Annotated in this window: 15 protein-coding genes; 1 reads left to right on the forward strand and 14 read right to left on the reverse strand. The window is 53.3% G+C overall.

The features are described from left to right. Positions 1–117: 117 nt before the first annotated feature. The 14 genes from K9N21_14690 to K9N21_14755 form a co-directional block, all read right to left on the reverse strand. Entirely contained in the window at positions 118–2244 is a 2127-nt protein-coding gene (locus K9N21_14690; GenBank protein MCF8145160.1) for a CDC48 family AAA ATPase, read from the reverse strand. 833 nt (positions 2245–3077) lie between these two features. Further along, positions 3078–3833, reverse strand: a complete 756-nt coding sequence (locus K9N21_14695; protein MCF8145161.1) for a GvpL/GvpF family gas vesicle protein — start codon at positions 3831–3833, stop codon at positions 3078–3080. 44 nt (positions 3834–3877) lie between these two features. Further along, the gene (locus K9N21_14700) at positions 3878–4192 is read right to left on the reverse strand and encodes a hypothetical protein (GenBank protein MCF8145162.1); all 315 of its coding nucleotides are present in this window, start codon (positions 4190–4192) and stop codon (positions 3878–3880) included. A gap of 19 nt (positions 4193–4211) precedes the next feature. Next, positions 4212–5129, reverse strand: a complete 918-nt coding sequence (gvpN, locus tag K9N21_14705; GenBank protein MCF8145163.1) for a gas vesicle protein GvpN — start codon at positions 5127–5129, stop codon at positions 4212–4214. Between the two features lie 18 nt (positions 5130–5147). Continuing rightward, complete coding sequence (locus tag K9N21_14710; protein ID MCF8145164.1) at positions 5148–5501, reverse strand: hypothetical protein; 354 nt, start codon at positions 5499–5501, stop codon at positions 5148–5150. 226 nt (positions 5502–5727) lie between these two features. Continuing rightward, complete coding sequence (locus K9N21_14715; GenBank protein MCF8145165.1) at positions 5728–7059, reverse strand: hypothetical protein; 1332 nt, start codon at positions 7057–7059, stop codon at positions 5728–5730. A gap of 282 nt (positions 7060–7341) precedes the next feature. Next, entirely contained in the window at positions 7342–7974 is a 633-nt protein-coding gene (locus K9N21_14720) for a hypothetical protein (protein MCF8145166.1), read from the reverse strand. A gap of 240 nt (positions 7975–8214) precedes the next feature. After that, positions 8215–8418: a gas vesicle structural protein GvpA gene (gene gvpA, locus K9N21_14725; protein MCF8145167.1), complete on the reverse strand. Its 204-nt coding sequence runs from the start codon at positions 8416–8418 to the stop codon at positions 8215–8217. Positions 8419–8516: 98 nt separating this feature from the next. Next, the gene (gvpA, locus tag K9N21_14730; GenBank protein ID MCF8145168.1) at positions 8517–8720 is read right to left on the reverse strand and encodes a gas vesicle structural protein GvpA; all 204 of its coding nucleotides are present in this window, start codon (positions 8718–8720) and stop codon (positions 8517–8519) included. A gap of 506 nt (positions 8721–9226) precedes the next feature. After that, positions 9227–10645: a sigma-54 dependent transcriptional regulator gene (locus K9N21_14735; protein MCF8145169.1), complete on the reverse strand. Its 1419-nt coding sequence runs from the start codon at positions 10643–10645 to the stop codon at positions 9227–9229. Then, positions 10635–12527: a PAS domain S-box protein gene (locus K9N21_14740; protein MCF8145170.1), complete on the reverse strand. Its 1893-nt coding sequence runs from the start codon at positions 12525–12527 to the stop codon at positions 10635–10637. The genes K9N21_14735 and K9N21_14740 overlap by 11 nt, the downstream gene beginning before the upstream one ends. Before the next feature lie 171 nt (positions 12528–12698). Continuing rightward, positions 12699–13895 carry a PAS domain S-box protein gene (locus K9N21_14745; protein ID MCF8145171.1) on the reverse strand — a complete coding sequence of 399 codons (1197 nt, stop codon included), beginning with the start codon at positions 13893–13895 and terminating at the stop codon, positions 12699–12701. Positions 13896–14290: 395 nt separating this feature from the next. After that, on the reverse strand, positions 14291–15001 hold the full coding sequence (locus K9N21_14750; protein MCF8145172.1) for a hypothetical protein: 711 nt from the start codon (positions 14999–15001) through the stop codon (positions 14291–14293). Positions 15002–15149: 148 nt separating this feature from the next. Then, positions 15150–16241 carry a helix-turn-helix domain-containing protein gene (locus K9N21_14755; protein ID MCF8145173.1) on the reverse strand — a complete coding sequence of 364 codons (1092 nt, stop codon included), beginning with the start codon at positions 16239–16241 and terminating at the stop codon, positions 15150–15152. A 216-nt stretch (positions 16242–16457) separates the two neighbouring features. Between K9N21_14755 and K9N21_14760 the strand changes: the two genes are divergently transcribed. Continuing rightward, entirely contained in the window at positions 16458–16781 is a 324-nt protein-coding gene (locus K9N21_14760; GenBank protein ID MCF8145174.1) for an AIR carboxylase family protein, read from the forward strand. The last annotated feature ends 65 nt before the right edge of the window (positions 16782–16846 follow it).

The following is a 16846-nucleotide window of genomic DNA, read 5'->3' on the forward strand; positions in this document are numbered from 1 at the left end:
TCACGGTCATTAGGCCTTCGGGCGTCAGTCGCTTCGCTGTCATTTGGCTTCGCCGTCAGTTGCCCTTCGGGCGTCATTGATTGTCATTCATTGACCACTGAATGACATTTTAAGCTTTTAACGCCCCTCCTTCAACGCCTCCTGAAAATGGCGGTCTGAAATCTTCAAATCAGAATAATCATCCTTTCCACTTTCTATGAATTCCCGGATGGCCCTCATGGCTGCCTTCCGGCAAATGGACTCCAGATCTGCGCCCACAAGACCCTCCAGGGCGTCGGCAAGCCCGACCAGATCCACGTCCCCGGCCAGGGGCTTCCCCCGTGAATGGACCTTGAGGATCTCGAGTCTGGCATCTTTGTCCGGCACAGGGATTTCAAGATGGAAATCAAATCTTCCGGCCCGAAGCAGTGCCTGGTCAATGATGTCCAGCCGGTTTGTGGCTGCCAGAACCACGATCCCCTTCAGCTCCTCAATCCCGTCCAGTTCGGTCAAGAACTGGCTGATGACCCGGTCTGCCACATGAGATGCCGCATCCGAACCCCGTCTGGGCACCACGCTGTCGATTTCGTCGAAAAAGATGATGCAGGGCGATGCTTGTTTGGCCTTCTTGAAGATCTCCCGGACCCCTTTCTCACTCTCTCCCACCCATTTGGACATGAGTTCGGGCCCTTTGACAGAAATGAAATTGACCTCGGATTCCGAGGCCACGGCCTTGGCCAGGAGCGTCTTCCCGGACCCAGGGGGACCGTAGAGCAGTATCCCCTTAGACGGGCTGGTTCCGGCCTGTTTGAACAGGTCGCCGTATTTCAGGGGCCACTCAATGGTCTCCTTGAGCACGCGCTTTGCCTCCTCCAGCCCCCCCACATCTTCCCACTTGACATCCGGGACCTCGGTAAACACCTCCCGAATGGCAGAAGGTTCCACCTCTTTGAAGGCCTCCCTGAAGTCATCCATGCAGACCTGCAGTTGCATCAACGTATCATATGGGATCTCTTCCAGTTCAAAATCGATCCGGGGAAATATCTTTCGCAGGGTGGCCATGGCCGCCTCCCTGGAAAGGGCCTCTAGGTCGGCCCCCACAAAGCCGTGGGTCATTTCGGCAAGACGCCTCAGGTCCACATCTTCGGCCAGGGGCATCCCCCGGGTATGAATATCCAGGACGGCCAGACGGCCGTTCATGTCGGGGATGCCAATCTCGATCTCCCGGTCAAAACGGCCCGGTCTCCTCAGTGCAGGATCCAGGACATTGGGGATATTGGTGGCGCCAATCACGATGACCTGGCCCCTGGAGGAAAGGCCGTCAAGGAGAGCCAGGAGCTGGGCCACCACTCGCTTTTCCACCTGCTTTTCGCCCCCCATCTCCTCCCGCTTGGGCGCAATCGCGTCGATTTCATCCAGAAAAATAATGCTCGGGGCCCGGGCCGAGGCCTCCTCGAAAATCTTCCTGAGGTTGGCCTCGCTCTGTCCGTAGAATTTATTCATAATCTCCGGTCCGCTGATGGTCCGGAAAAAGGCATCGGTCTCATTGGCCACAGCCCGGGCAATGAGGGTCTTGCCGCACCCCGGCGGCCCGTGCAGCAATACTCCCTTGGGAGGATCAATGCCCAGGCGTTCAAAGACCTGGGGATATTTCAGAGGGAGTTCGATCATCTCCCTGATCCTGCGGATCTCTTTTCCGAGGCCGCCGATATCCTCATAAGAGATTCGACTCCTCCCCTCCCCCGGCTCTTTCTTCTGCTCGATCTCCATGGCGGTTTTGGGATGGATCATCACCACCCCGGCAGGTCTTGTGGAGACCACCTTGAAATCCTGTGTGCGGGAACCGATCAGTCTTGCCCGCACCAGGTCCCCTTCCATCAGGGGAAGCCCCTCCAACAGGCTGCCGATATACCGGGCATCGTAGGATCGCATCAGCGTGAGGGGAGCAACGACGATTTTCTGCGCCGGTTGAAAGTCGCACCAGCCGACCGTGACCTTTTCATCGATCCCCACCTGCGCGTTTTCCCTGGCAATGCCGTCCAGGCGGATAAATCCCTGGCCCCGGTCTTCCATATAAGCGGGCAGGACCTTGGCCACGGTTTCCCTTTTTCCCGTCAGTGAAACCACATCGCCCACTTCAACGCCGATCTTCTCGAAATCGGCAGGGTCCAGCCGCACAATGCCTCGGCCCACATCCTTTGAGCCGGCCTCGGCGACCTTTAATACGATCGTTCCACTTTTCCCTCTCGGTTTTTCAGTATTCATAGACAGAACCTTTGGTCATTGGTCATTCGCTACGCTGTCATTGGGTTGTCATTTGGCCTTCGGCGTCATTCAATAGTCATTCAGTGGTCATTCAGGCCCCGACTCTGGAAATGGGATTGGCAGGAGGGTATTTTCGATTTTCCCCGTTCCGCGTTCCGCGTTCAAGAGGTCATTTGGCCTGCGGCCGTCATTCATCGTCATTCGGTGGTCATTCAATTGTCATCAGATTTAGGACCTTGGACTTCGGACCTTGGACTTCCTTTTCAAATTGACTTTTCCATAAAACAAGGGTAAATTTGTGTACAATGAATGATAATCAAAGAAAATTCCTTTCAGACAAACTCGGTACATTGGGAAATGTGGCCGTGGGCGGACTCATATTTGGGCAATTCCTCTCAAAAGAATTGTTCCGCTTTCCCTCATTTCTGTTTGGCGTTGTACTTTGGTTTCTCTGCTATCTCACTGCTTATCTTATTTTGAAAGGTGGTGACAAATAATGTCATCTTTAGCTTGGACCTTCTTGATTCTTAGCGTCATTGTGATTTTGTTTACAGGGCCAATTATTTATAATGACTGGAGAAAGAGACATAAAGCCGGCAAAAAGGAATCATAATACAGGTTCTCGGCCTTTTCGCCTTTACGTGTTTCTATGATTCACTCATTGTCTTTTCTAATCGTGCTCCTTGGTTCCCCTTAGCCCTTCGTCATTCGCCCTTCGCCCTTCGTCATTCCTCTGGCCTGCGGCCGTCGTTCGCATTCGGTGTTCATTGGGTTCGTTGGGTTCGTTGCGTCAGGGTTCCCCGTTCCGAGTTTCAAGTTTCCAGTTTTAAGCTTCAAACCAGTTTCATCTCGATATTGACGAAGTTGAAGGGGGGCGCGGGTCCCACCACCTTGAAATCGGCCGTGTCTTTGTAGATCTTGGCCAGGTCTTCCACGAGAAAGTCGAACTGTTTTTCACGTGTCCGGTCGATGAGGAATACCGCGCTGAGGAACATATCGTCGCCCACGGGATCGTTCCTGCGGAGATCCAGGGCCACCCGCTTAAATTTGTTTAAGATCTTTTCTTCTTCCACTTCCTTTTTCCTGGCCAGGGCCGCCTTGACCGCCTTCCCAAGGGCGATCTTTTCATCGCTGTCCGGGTCACCGGCATGGCCTTCAGCCCTTTTCTTTCCCTCCCTCACACCCGGGTCGTTTCTGGCAATTTCATCAAAAATCCCCTTCATGTGAGTCCACCTGGCCTTGAGGCCCATCTCCACCTTGTTGTCCAAATCCCGGAGCATTCCTTTGAATTCGCCGTATCGCCTCCTCAGAAAGGTTCGGATCTCTTCGGCGCTGTTTGCGATCGTACAAAACCTGAGGGGCAACACCGTATAGTCCTTCATCACCTCTTCGATGACCTTTTCATGGGCCACGAGGTTCTCGGGGTCTATCACATATTTGCTTACCGGCGAGCTGCTGATGACTGCACTGATGTCTTTGAATCCGATAGTGGAGACAACATCCCCCCTTTTTCCGATGCCGATGGGTCCGAAGTTACGCCCTTCATTCCCCTCTATGATGCAGTACACATATTTTCCCTCTTTGGTCATATGTCGCCGCTCCTTTGAGTGTGCCTCCTCAATAGCTCCCCCTCTCAATAATCGACCTTCATGACCTTCATATTGCCCCTGGGCTTGATTCTTATTTCGCCGGTATTGTCCGCCAGTTGAGTCCGTTTTTCCTTCTCTTGGGCCTCCAGTTCGGCGATCCTCGTCTCGATGTCTTGAATCCTCTCTTCTATGGTCTTTCTTCTCTGGTTGATACTGACCAATTCCTTGATGGAGAGGGCCAGATTGTTTCTCAAGAGATAGATTTCCGCATCGTTTGCCCGGTCGGCCTTAGGCAGGGAACGGTGTTTCATTCCCATGAGCGTCTTGATGTGCCCAAGCGTTCGAATCTCTTTTGCCATGGAATCCCTCCTTTGCCTCCTAGCAGATCTGATCGATCAATTCATTAATGACCTCTTTGACCTTCGCATGGCTCCCGGCCATGCCGATCCGGCTGGTTTCGGAGGAGAGGATGTCCATGCAGACCTGCCTGAATACCGGGTCCTTTTTGTCCACACTGGCCTGGCGGACCGCAAGGGTTTTGGCAATCATGATGCAGCCGCGGATGGTCGGGGCAAATTCATAGGCGTCGGAATCTCTCAGCCCCCTTACAATCCTGACGATCTTGGTGGCATCCCCATTGACAAGGCCTGACTTGAATTCGGTGATCCGCACCTCGGTCTCCTCGTCAAAATAATCGATGTCGAGCGTGATCATCCGATCCCGCAAGGCGTCCTGACTCCTGTGAACCCCGGCATATTCCTCCGGATTGCTGGTAAATATGGCTGTAAAATCCGGGTGGACCTTCAGGTAGTTCCCCTCTCCATGGCGCGGGGCAGGAAGATCCAGCATCCTCTCCTGAAGGACCGACAGAAGGATATTGTTGGCCTCGGGCCGTGTTCGGGTAAACTCATCGTATATGAGGGTAAATCCGTTCTTGCAGGCCACGGTGAGACGATTGTCCGCCCATCTTTTATGCATATCCTCTTCGGTCTTAAGGACCGTATGAATATAGTTGTCCACCACCTTGCGGCTGCGAAAACCGGTCTCCCCGCCCACCAGATCGGATGTGGAAAATTCCTCGTCGCCGTGGATCATGACCACGGGCCGGCCGATCATGGCCGCCACGTGCATGGCGAGAGTGGTCTTGCCGGTCCCGGAAATCCCCCGAAAATGGATCGGAAAACCGGCCGCAATATACGACATGGCCCTTTCCGCAATATCACGCACATAGGGCGTTTCCACAAAATTCGGAAGGGAGCGAGGCTCCAGAACCGTTATGCTTCCATCGATTGACATAAATGCCTCCTTTCTTCTTCAACGACCACTAACCACTCCCCTGCCGCCGCATGTCAGACAGGGGAGATATTGGCCCGGGGCCCATCCCCTCCCATGGCAATGGGGACAATCTTCTGCCGGCGCCGTTGCCTTCACTACCCCCTTACCGCCGCAAACGGTACAGACCAGACGGCGTTGAGGCTGAACACCGGTCCCCTTACAATATGCGCATTTTATGAAAGGCCCCCGGATGGTCACCCTGCCCTTCCCTCCGCAGACCTGACAGGCAGATTGGTCGGATAGAAGTTCAAACGGGTCCATCCCGGTGCCTTGACAAAAGGCGCACTTCAGGGGATCTTTCCCCTCAACCTGCAGGTCTGCTTTAAACGTCATTGTCTCTCTCCTTCCGGGCACTGCCTTGCCCGGCAACATACAGCAGACGGTATGCGCCATTCGGGGATCGATACCACCCGTAGGCTGCACATCCATTCCGACCTTATTTTCACCGCAAGGCGCAGAGAACGCAAAGGGACTTGTGTTTTTGTTCACTCTGGACCTTTGCGTCTCCGCGGTGAGACATCATTTCTTCCTGCCGCCCCTATTTATTGAGATGATACGGTTAGACGATAAAATAGGTCGAGTCCTCTTTCTTAACATCCCCCCCGTCCAGGAGTTCTCTCATAATCGGAATCAGGGAACGCCAGTTTTCCACACCCAAGGTCTCGGCAAGTTCCACCATCCTCAACCCGCCCGGGGTTTCTTCCAATAGGCCTAGGATCTCGCTGATCAGGCCCTCTCTTTGATCCAATTCTTCCTCCACCTCCTCTTCCGGTTCTGCCTTGACATCGGTCTCGACGGCGGGTTCCGGCATGGGCGCTCTTTCTGCCGCCACCTCCTCGGGGCGACTTTCCGACGTCTTTTCTTGAAATGCCTCCGGAACGGTCTCTGGTATCACCACAGGTTTCGCCTCTATCGGAGGTGTCATCGCCTTTTCGCCCCTGGACATTCGCATGGCAGAGAGAATCTGGCTCCACGCCCGGGTCGCCTCGCCGCGGTCCTTGTTTAGTTGCCCCATCATTTCTGCAACGCCGGCAGACAGTTCCGATGCAAACCCGCTCAGGGTTGATCTGAGTTCTTGGGCCTTTTCTTTCAGCTCCTGTCCCATGGTTTCCTGCCGGTCTGTTTCCGCCTTGTCCAGATCCGCCTTGAACTCCGCCAGCTCGGATGTGAAGACCTCTAATTGGGATTTCAGGCTGTCCCACATCTCCTGTCGCGCCGTCCCGAATTCCTTCAGCAGGTCCCGTGTACCTTCCAGCGCGGCGCCCACATCCCTTCTACGCTCGGCTATTTCGCCCAGGGCCTCTTCTTTTCTGACCCTTTCCGCCTTATCCAGATCCGCCTTGAACTGCGTCAGCAATGACATGAACGCTTTCAGGTCCGACCTGAGACTGTCGCCCATCTCTTTGAGCTGAGCGCGGATCATCTCCACACGCTCCTTATGAGCCCCGGCAAGATCTACCCTGAAACTTGTCAGGGCGGATGTGAAATCTTCCAGGTCTGATTTCAGACGGCGCCACATATCTTTCCGCGCATTCTCAAAGTCATCGACCAGGTTCAGGGTATCTTTCCGCAGATTGGCGATGTGCTGAGATCGTTCGGATATCTCCTCGCTGGCCTCGGCCTTGCGCCCTCTCTCCGCTTCATCCAGATCGTCCTTGAACTGGGCCAGCCCGGACCTGAAAGCATTCAAATCAGATCTCAGGGTGTCGCCCATCTCCTTGAGTTCCGCCTGAACCCTTTCGGCCCGCTCCCTGTTTGAGTCCTCAAGGTCCGCTCTGAACCCGGCCAGTTTCTCGGCAGTTTCTGTCTTTATTTCAGAGATGCTTCTCACCCTCTCTTCGTAGGCATCGGCAATCTCTTCTGCCAATCTTGTCATATTCTCTGCTAACATGGGGGATCCTCCTTCGACCATTTGGTCGTGAATAAAGACATGCTTGAGATTCCACGTTCCGCGAGAAGGGGGGTATTGCTACATCCCGATCATATCTTCAAGGACGTCTTGAAGGTTTCTGTTTGCGAACCTGACCCTTAGGGGATGCAGATTGGCGTAATTGGTCATTGGTAAAATTGCAGGTCCCTGACCACGATAACAATGGATGACTATCGAATGACAGCGAAGTGAATGGCAACCGAATGACCAACGAATGACGGCCGCAGACCCAATGACCCATGACTAATGGCACCCCGCCACCGCCTGCCACTGGCTTTGAACCCTGCTGCGTGCCAGATCAAGATCCTCCAGCATGCGGCAGAGCTGTATCTCACGGTCGCCCTGCTGGATTCTGAGCGATGTGAGCATGAGCTTGAAATCACTTATCTTCACGTCCTCTCCCTTGCTCAGAAGGCGTTTGATGGCCGCCTTGAGTTCTTCCTGCTCCACCTGGACCCGTTTAAGCGCCCGGATGACGCCGGTCTCCCGTTCCTTCTGGCGTCTGAGGATGTCGTCCCTAATTGACTCCATATCCTTGAGGTTCGAGCGGCCACCCGAGATGACGATCTTCCTGAGTCGGTCGATCATCTCCGTCTCTTCCTTTTGAAAGCGGCTCAGCACATCTTCCGCTATCAGTTGATGAGAAAGCCGGCTTTCGCTTAAATCAGCCATCATCCGGTCGAAATCCGCTTTCCGCAGGCTCTCTCCCTTGGCAAGGTTGTCCCTCAGTCGCTCGATCATTTCCTCCAACTCCATTTGAAAACTCCTGAGAAACCCATAGGCCTGCTCCATCAGCCCGTTAACGGTCCTCACCCGCATTTCGTAGGAGTCAATCACGCTGTTTGCCAAAGCCTTCAGTTCGTCGCCTGTTCCCACTGTCGCACCTCTTCCATAAAAAACCGCAAATAACTCGGACAATTGCTTCAAGCCTTCAAATCGAAGAAGGGAGTATTGTCAGACTTATTTACGGTCTTCCAGTAATGGGGCCGGAGATTTCAGATATGCTCAAGATGTGTCTGCTATAATCTGATTTGCTCTGAGAGGGGTGCATGACGCCTCTGAGATCTCAAGGATACCTGGCAATCTCCCTTCAGTTGTGAGTGAATCGAAACGCTCTTACGCGGTCGCGGTGAGACCGATGGCTTCCGCGTATTTGAGATAGGTCTCAACACCAGCCACCACGGCCCTGGCCTCAACGGCCAACAGTTCGATGCCCACCAGGGATACCCTGGCCCATGCATCTACCACAACACCCTTGTCCAGAATCCTGTCGACAACCTCTGCCAGACTCGAGGATGCCATCGCTTTTTCCATTGCCATAATAAAATCTCCTTTCACTCTTTTAGGCTGCGATATGTGCCTTTTCTGTTGATGCGCCGAGCTGCAAGACAGCCCGTTCTCAGACGGATCACCAACCCCTACGCGGTTGCGGTGAGACCGATGGCCTCAGCGTATTTGAGATAGGTCTCAACACCAGCCACCACGACCCTGGCCTCAACGGCCAACAGTTCGATGCCCACCAGGGATACCCTGGCCCATGCATCTACCACAACACCCTTGTCCAGAATCCTGTCGACAACCTCTGCCAGACTCGAGGATGCCATCGCTTTTTCCATTGCCATGCCTTTTCACCTCCCTTCTATTTCAGATCGATACAGGTTTTGCCTCTTATTAAGCATTTTCTGTGCCATAGGCAATGGGACGTCAAACCTATCTGAATTGATTGAATTATCCGGAATGGGGCGAGCAAAAGGAGGCCCGGGGAACAACAAAAAGGTATGGCATCGCAACCCCAATTATGGCACGCGTGCAATAGGTGGGCGCGGGATTTCGGAATTTGGAATTTGGATCGCGGATTTTGGATCTTCTGACGTTGGGCGATGGAGGGTGGTTATTTGGTCGTGGGGCATTTGGCTGCGCCGTCATTTGCCCTTCGGGCGTCATTCATGGTCATTCTGTGGTCATTGGATTGCAGCAAATCTTCCGCGTCCTTTGGCCTTCGGCCGTCATTCAGTTGTCATTCGGTTGTCATTTGGCTTCGCCGTCATTCAGTTGTTCGCTGCTTACTGCCTCCTGCCTTTGGACTGCCAATCCAAAATTGTGCCTGAATGGGGTTTTCGTTCAGGCACTACCTAATCCCATGCGCCTTCATCTTTCTGAGGAGGGTCTTGTAATCTACCTTGAGTTTCCTGGCAGCCCTGCTTTTGTTTCCTTCTGATTCGGCCAAGGCCTCCTCGATAATCCCTTTTTCAACGGCAGCAGCATAGGATTCCACCATCTCCCTGAGGGACTTCTTTCCATCGCAGCCCGCTTCCATTACACCGGGGGCCTCCCCCTTCGAGGCTGGCATCGAATGGGGGCTGAAGGCCATGTGTCGAGACTGCATCGGGGCGTTCTCCTTGCAGAGGAGAACGGCCTCGCGGATCACATTCCGCAGCTCGCGTACATTCCCGGGCCAGTGATATGAAGAGAGGGCAATCAGGGACTCCCTGGAAAACCCGCCGCATCTTTTGTTGAGTTCCCCTTCCGCTTCATCCACGAACTTCTTGGCCAGGTAGGGGATATCCTCTTTCCTGTCCCTCATGGAAGGCACCCGAATGGTAAACTCGCTCAATCTGAAATAAAGATCGGCCCGAAAGCTTCCCGACCCCACGTCTTTTTCGAGGGACTGGTTCGTCGCAGCCACGATCCGGACATCAATCTCCACCGGTTTTATGCCCCCGAGTCGCTGTATCACCCGTTCCTGTATCGCCCGCAGCAGCTTCTGCTGTACCGTATAGGGGAGATTGCCTACCTCGTCCAGGAAAAGGGTGCCGCCGTCGGCCAATTCGAATTGTCCCGGCTTGTCGCCGGAGGCCCCGGTGAAGGCGCCCTTCATGTGACCAAAGAGTTCACTTTCGATCAGGGGTTCAGGGATGGCCCCGCAGTCCACGGCCACAAACGGACCCTTTTTCACCTCGCTCAGATGGTGGATAGCACGAGCCACAAGCTCCTTGCCCGTCCCGCTCTCTCCCTCTATCAGTACCGTAAATGAGGTAGGCGCAACCTTTTCCACATGCCGGATCAGCTTTCTGACCGGGTCGCTTTTCCCCATCGCCTCATGCAGGGAGGCACGTTCATCCAGGACGCTCCTCAGCCGCGCCACTTCATCCATCAGGTCCCGCTTTTCCAGGGCGCTCCGGATGGTAAAGAGGAGATCGTTGTTGTCCACAGGCTTGGTGACGTAATCATATACGCCCATCTTCATCGCCTTGACAGCAGAATCGATCTGGGCATAGGCCGTGATCATTACAATAGGTACGGCGGGGATCCGCTGTTTCATCGCCTCAGCCACCTGTAAACCGTTCAGCCCCTGCATCCGGTAATCCAGGAGGACCATGTGGGGGATATCCTTCTCCAGGTAAGCGAGTGCTTCATCGCCATTCTCTGCATGAATGACCTGGTATCCCGCTGCCTCGAGGACATTGCCAGTTGCCCAGCGAAAATCATGATCATCATCCACGATCAGAATCTGCCTGTGACTCGGCACATGGCCCTCACTCAGCATCGTTATCCTCCCTGTATACTATCGCCGGCAGCCGCACGCATACCCGAGTGCCCCCTTTCTCGGCACGTTCCACAGCGATAGTCCCATGATGTTTCTCCACGATGGAATGACAGATGCTCAAACCCAGGCCGGTCCCGCTGGCTTTAGTGGTAAAGAAGGGATCAAAGATTCTGTTGATGCAGTCTTCCGGGATGCCATGCCCGTTATCGATAATGCTCACTTCCACCATATGTTCCTTTGCGAGGAACCGCGACTCAAGAACGATGGCCCCCCTGTCTGAAACCGCGTGAATGGCGTTCTGGATGATATTCAGGAAGACCTGTCCCAGCTTCTCTCTGTCTCCAACGATCTTTGGAAGCCCCTTTCTCAAACGGCGTACAAAGCCGACGCGGGAGGGGTCCACCTCGAGTCTGCTCATCTTCAATATGCTTGTCAGCGCCTCGTTGATGTCCACCTCGCTATGCACTAAGTCACCGGGCCGTGCAAACGCCATCAGGTCATTGATGAGTTTAGTCGCGCGTTGACTGTTTCGATATATGACCTCAAAGTTCTCACGCACCAAACGCTCAAGTTTCATATTCTCAAGACAGAATTGCGAACAGGAACTGACCACGGCCAATGGATTTCTCAACTCATGGGCAAGACCGGCAGAGAGCTGGCCTAATGACGACAGCTTCTCTGTCCGCATCATCATTTCCTCGGCCTTTTTTTGTTTGGTGATGTCAAGGAATGAACCCATTATGCAGATCGGGCTGTCCGACTCATCCAAAACCACGCTGGCAGAGACCTGAACCGGAAAGGTGGCGCCGTCCTTCCGGACCGCAGCAACCTCATCCACATACCCGCCTTTCGTCCGTAAGGCCTCAACCGCCTTTTCACCCTTGATTTGGCTGTGGAAGAGCCTTCGAATCGGTTCCCCGATAAGTTCATTCGGATTGGAATATCCCCACATTTTAAGAAAGGCCCTGTTGGCATAGGTCATATTGCCTTCAAGGTCCGCAAGGGCAATCCCGCTGATAGAGGTGGCCATTGCCGCATCCCTGATTCTCAGGGACTCTTCGTTCTTCAGCCGCTCCGAGATATCCTGGATCATATGCATTGATGCAGGAGCTTCTGCCCACAGAGTCTCCGTCGTACGATCCTCAACCCATATGGATGACCCATCCTTCTTGATCAACCTGAAAGCCCTGGCATGCGGTATCCCTTTGCCCGATGATTGCTCCCAGTCGCCGTTGATGGCCGACTGCCAGTCATCGGGGTGTACAAAATCGATTAGGCTCATTTCCATAATTTCATCCCTCGAGTATCCTGTCATCTCAAGCGATGCCGCATTCGCGAATCTAACCTGATCTCCCTGGGAAATCAAGATCATGTTCGCCGAGCCTTCCACCATGTTTCTGTATTGGATCTGGGACTGTCTCAGATTAAAGGTTCTCTCCCTGGATTGCCTTTCCATTTCCTGGATTCGGCCCGGCATATCATCTCTGACGACATTCCCCTTGAGAACAAGCTCCCTGTTCCTCAGAGCTCTTCGAATGGAAAGCTTGATTTCCATGACGTCAAACGGTTTCAAAAGGTAGTCGTAGGCGCCATGTTTGAATAGAATCTCTCTCAAGGACTCAAGTTGGGCGTTCCCGGTAATCATCAAGACCTCTGTCGTCTCATCGATTTTTTTGATCTGTTTCAAGGCCTCTACCCCATCCATGTCCGGCATGACGATGTCCAAGATCGCAAGGTCAATCGGGTGATTCTTGGCCATTTCCACTGCATCCCTGCCATTACAGGCAAGAAATATCTGGCACCCCTCAGCCTCAATGAATCGCGCGAGTATATTGCGTACCGAATCTTCGTCATCCGCGATTAAAATGCTGTTTCCAAGCATGATCAGCTTCTCCGCCCTAATCCATCAAAAATGTATTAACAGGTCGCTTTTTTATAACCATGTGGATCTTCAAGCCTTAACGAAAGTCACTTCTTTAGTCCATTTTTTCGGTCAGCAGCTAATAACTCGGACGTACTCATGCCGGAGATGCGTGGTGAGCCCGGCAGGTTGCTAAGACCGGGTTACATCCTGGCGGAAATGGGTTCCGGGCAGTCTCTTCTTGGTAACGGCCCTCACGAAATTGAGGATGGCAGGCCTCCCGTCCCACTGAATCGGAACAGCATTCAATTCAACCCACAATTCCTCTTCGGACCGGCTCAACATCCTTAACGGATAGATGCCCCATACCTCATCACCCCTCAGGATCTGACGACATCTCTCGATGAGGGCATCTCTGTCTTCTGGATGGACAAGGTCGAAAAATGGAAGGTCCAGCAACTGGTTTGCGGTGAATCCAAACATCTCAGAAACGCGCTTGTTGGGGAATTTAATGGCGTCATCCTGTAAAACGAATATGGCATCGCTCGCGTTTTCAAAAAGGAGATGATACCTCTCCTCGCTTTTCCTCAGCGCCGCCTCCGCCTTCTTCTGCTCGGTGACATTACGGAAGATGACAAGTCGCTTTCCTTCGCTGTCGGGGATCGGATACATGCCCATGTGCACCTGATATTCATTCAGTATCAGCGGGTTGTCATCAGATACCTGTTTGAATTTCTCAGCGCCGCCTTCGAGCAATATCCTGACCGCCTTGCGACTTTCTTCCTGAAATAGATCCAGAAATGGACGCCTCAACATATCTTCCTCGGCCAAATGCATCAGAGACGCCGCACCCGAATTGGCATAAACAACCCGTCCGTCCGCGGCCAGTTCGAAGACGCCCTCGTCAATCTGCCCCAAAATGATCTCAAAGTGCCCTTGGATCGACAGAAGTTCCCGGGTAATGCCTCTTTCGCGAATCCTCCCGGGAAGCCCCATCGTTTCTGAAAACAGCTCGGATAGAGAATCCGTTCTTTTGTCAATAACGTTTAGAATTCTTACGGCCATCTCGTTAAGGGGGCCTTTGGCGATGCTGGCATCGACTCCTGCCCGCATAATATCGCCGGAATCTTCCGCGGCCGTTGCGGAAAGACTGACGATGTACGCATCCTTGAAATCCTTCATGTTGCGCAATATCCGGCACAGCCGTTTGCCATCGATATTGGGCATAACCATATCGAGGAATATGACATCCGGGGTAAATGATTCCAGAATGTCGAGTGCAGAAAGGCCGTCTTCCGCCGTCAATACCTCGTGCCCCTCATGTTTAAGGAGGTCCTTGATCACCTCAAGAAAAAAACGATCGTTATCCACTATAAGTATCTTTTTCATCGAACATCCTCAGAGCCTTCCCCCGCCAGTTCCATCTTATGGAAGTTCAACATCATGATGAAGGGAGTATTGTATTTTCGAGCAATGGCCAATATCACGGTCAATAATAGATCAGGGACCCTGGAGATCCTGGTATATCGAATCAAATGGTCTTTTTTAGGGGGACTATATGTCCCAAAAGGACGCATGAATGATACCACCGGCTACATCGAATCTCAAGAAAATAGAGGAACAGAGACGCAATGAGCTGGGCCCCGCCATTAGCCTTTCAGGCGTCATTCGCTTCGCTGTCATTTGGCCTGCGGCCGTCATTGGTTGTCATTCGGTGGGCATTCGGTTGTTTCCGGGCGGGGGACGTTGGACCAACGCGTCACTCGTTTCTTACTGCTTTCTGCCTACTGCTTACTGCCTACTGGCCTTAGGACCTCGGACTTTGGACTGTCTGAAACCATATACAAGGCCAACCGCTCGAACGCATCGTCATCGCCACCGGCCAGCACGGTCTCAAAATATGCCTTCACCGTATCCAAACGCTTCAGCTCGCTGACCTTGATGTCATCCTCCAGTTCGGCAATGACGTTATGAAAAGCGCCGATAAAAAGCACCCCCGTCTCCCCTTCTTTCAGGGTTTGGTTGATGGTCCTTGCGATGAACCGGTCCCTTTCCGCCATGAGCCGCGCTCCTTCATTCCTGTAGGAGGCGACGAGCCCCTCTTCCGGTTCGGACCCGGTTCCCGCAAGTTGCAGGATGCGATCGAATTCCCTTTTGAGGAGTTCGACATCCTCAGTTTTACGAAGCATGGCGCCCCGCGTGATCAAATCGAGGACAATCTGATGATTCGGGCTCCCCCTTCTGGCCCCCTCTTCGATGATCCTTCTCCCGAATTCGCCGTCGGCCATCAGCCCGTCCTGGTAAATCTTCAGGCCTGCTGGATCCATCCCTTTAAAATAGTCACGGATCCTCTCCCAGAACTGCGCGACGATTTCCTTATGTCTGAGCCACCTCTCCCTCCCGCATATTTCGAGGCTTCTTCTGTTAAGGGATGGGGCCATGCTTCCCAGATCGGCGTCCGCGTGAATCATTGGGATGTAAAGGAGGCTTCTCATAGATGTTGAAAGTCCAAAATCCGATGTCGATGGAATGACGGCCGCAGGCCAAATGACCACCGAATGACTATTGAATGACTATTGAATGACAGTGAAGCCAATGATGCGGTATTCCAAGGTCCGAAGTCCAACGTCCAAGGTCAAATGACTAATTACCCTTCGCCGCTATCTTGACCTCCAAGATCCCATTCTTGTACGTCCACCTCATATCCTCTACATTGGCCTCTCGAGACAGGAGCACCTCTTTCTGGTATTTTCGATTCGGGTCCTCCGCCCTGATATTGAGGATGTCCCCTTGAATACCGAGGGTTATGTCTTTTTCGTCGATCCCAGGCATCTCGGCCACCACATGAATCCCATCGGATTCGTCGAACACGTCCACGATGGGCTCCCGCACCTCTTCGACCACCGGCCCTTTGGGCGTCCGCTTGATATTGCCGAACGGTTCCACCGACGGCCTGCCGTCAGCCAGGGTGCGCACCCTGACCCCGTAGACGCCCTTGAGGTCTTTTAGCCCCCTGATCTTGTCCAGTCCGCTGAAATCGATTTCACCCGATTTGGACAGCTCTTCGCCCTTTTCCGCCAGCTTGTTCGCGGCATCGATCAGACTGCCCAGGCCCTTGAACAACCCGCCAAGCCCAAAATCAAAACCGACCCCACCATTCTTCTCTTCGTTTTTCCTTTTTCCGTCCATTTCTTTTGCCTCCTTCTCTGGCTCTGCGGCCCTTGGTGTTTGAATCTCCCAGACCCCCCGATTCTCGACGCACAACAGCTTGTTCGCCTCCAGAACCGATTTCAGTCCCTTCACCAGACCGTACCCGGCCAGACTGGACAGGATCGGAATGGAACTGACCACGGATGACGATACATTTAGGGACGCGCCTGCGATGGTCCCCAGACCGGCAAGTATCCCCGCAGGCGTCAGTTCCCTTAACATTCCACTGGTGGCAAACAACTCCGGATTCTCGCCCAACTCCTCGATAATCTGTGAAAACCGGTCCTTGTCTGTTTCTGACAAACTCTGAAATCTGGATATTCCAATCACCTGGATCGCCTTCAATCTGTTCAAAATGTCGTCTGAGGGCGCCGTCTGTCCCGCCTCGATCCTCATGATCGTACTGCGAGCAACGCCCAGCGTTTTGGCAAGCTCGGCCACTGACATGCTGCCGAACCTTTGTCGCAGTTCCTTGAGAACCCTGCCGCAGTTCTCCCGAGTCACCCATTTAGACGTTCCTTTCACGGCATTCGTTCCTTGGTCTCTTCCATAGAAGCGTTTTGCATGTGTTCACATTGTTGCATGATGGTCCATCTCGTAGCAACTATAAGCATGTTTATTAACCTGTCAAACAATTTTGTACTGCTTTTCAAATTCGATCGATACCAATGGATCGCTTATCAGGAGGTACCGGACGGCAAGTTCTATCTGGACGCCTTTGTCCGAAGGGCCAAGAATCCGATGGTGCAAGGCAAACCACAAGTGGCTGTAATCATGGGAAGCGCGTCTGATTCAGAAGTGATGAAGGGATGTTTGGAACTCCTCAGAGAACTGGAGCTGCCGCATGAGGTAAAGGTGCTCTCAGCTCACCGGACCCCTGATCTGACCAGGGCGTATGCCGTTTCTGCGGCCGATCGCGGAATTGAAGTGATTATCGCGGGTGCCGGGTGGGCCGCTCATCTGGCCGGGGCCATTGCGGCACACACGACTTTGCCGGTGATCGGGGTGCCTGTCGACTCATCCCCTTTCAAGGGACTGGATCATGAAGAATCAAATCGCCGGTAGGTTGAAAAGACTGGGGTTTGCCACTGACAATAAAGGGTGACCGCTGCTGAGACCGCTGTGGTCTG

The organism is Deltaproteobacteria bacterium (assembly GCA_021737785.1).
GTDB lineage: Bacteria > Desulfobacterota > DSM-4660 > Desulfatiglandales > Desulfatiglandaceae > AUK324.

Bases quoted from the DNA above. Each gene is read 5' to 3' on its own strand.
- K9N21_14690 (MCF8145160.1), bottom strand. From the start codon at position 2,244: ATGAATACTGAAAAACCGAGAGGGAAAAGTGGAACGATCGTATTAAAG.
- K9N21_14695 (MCF8145161.1), bottom strand. From the start codon at position 3,833: ATGACCAAAGAGGGAAAATATGTGTACTGCATCATAGAGGGGAATGAA.
- K9N21_14700 (MCF8145162.1), bottom strand. From the start codon at position 4,192: ATGGCAAAAGAGATTCGAACGCTTGGGCACATCAAGACGCTCATGGGA.
- gvpN (MCF8145163.1), bottom strand. From the start codon at position 5,129: ATGTCAATCGATGGAAGCATAACGGTTCTGGAGCCTCGCTCCCTTCCG.
- K9N21_14710 (MCF8145164.1), bottom strand. From the start codon at position 5,501: ATGACGTTTAAAGCAGACCTGCAGGTTGAGGGGAAAGATCCCCTGAAG.
- K9N21_14715 (MCF8145165.1), bottom strand. From the start codon at position 7,059: ATGTTAGCAGAGAATATGACAAGATTGGCAGAAGAGATTGCCGATGCC.
- gvpA (MCF8145167.1), bottom strand. From the start codon at position 8,418: ATGGCAATGGAAAAAGCGATGGCATCCTCGAGTCTGGCAGAGGTTGTC.
- gvpA (MCF8145168.1), bottom strand. From the start codon at position 8,720: ATGGCAATGGAAAAAGCGATGGCATCCTCGAGTCTGGCAGAGGTTGTC.
- K9N21_14735 (MCF8145169.1), bottom strand. From the start codon at position 10,645: ATGCTGAGTGAGGGCCATGTGCCGAGTCACAGGCAGATTCTGATCGTG.
- K9N21_14740 (MCF8145170.1), bottom strand. From the start codon at position 12,527: ATGCTTGGAAACAGCATTTTAATCGCGGATGACGAAGATTCGGTACGC.
- K9N21_14745 (MCF8145171.1), bottom strand. From the start codon at position 13,895: ATGAAAAAGATACTTATAGTGGATAACGATCGTTTTTTTCTTGAGGTG.
- K9N21_14750 (MCF8145172.1), bottom strand. From the start codon at position 15,001: ATGAGAAGCCTCCTTTACATCCCAATGATTCACGCGGACGCCGATCTG.
- K9N21_14760 (MCF8145174.1), top strand. From the start codon at position 16,458: ATGGTGCAAGGCAAACCACAAGTGGCTGTAATCATGGGAAGCGCGTCT.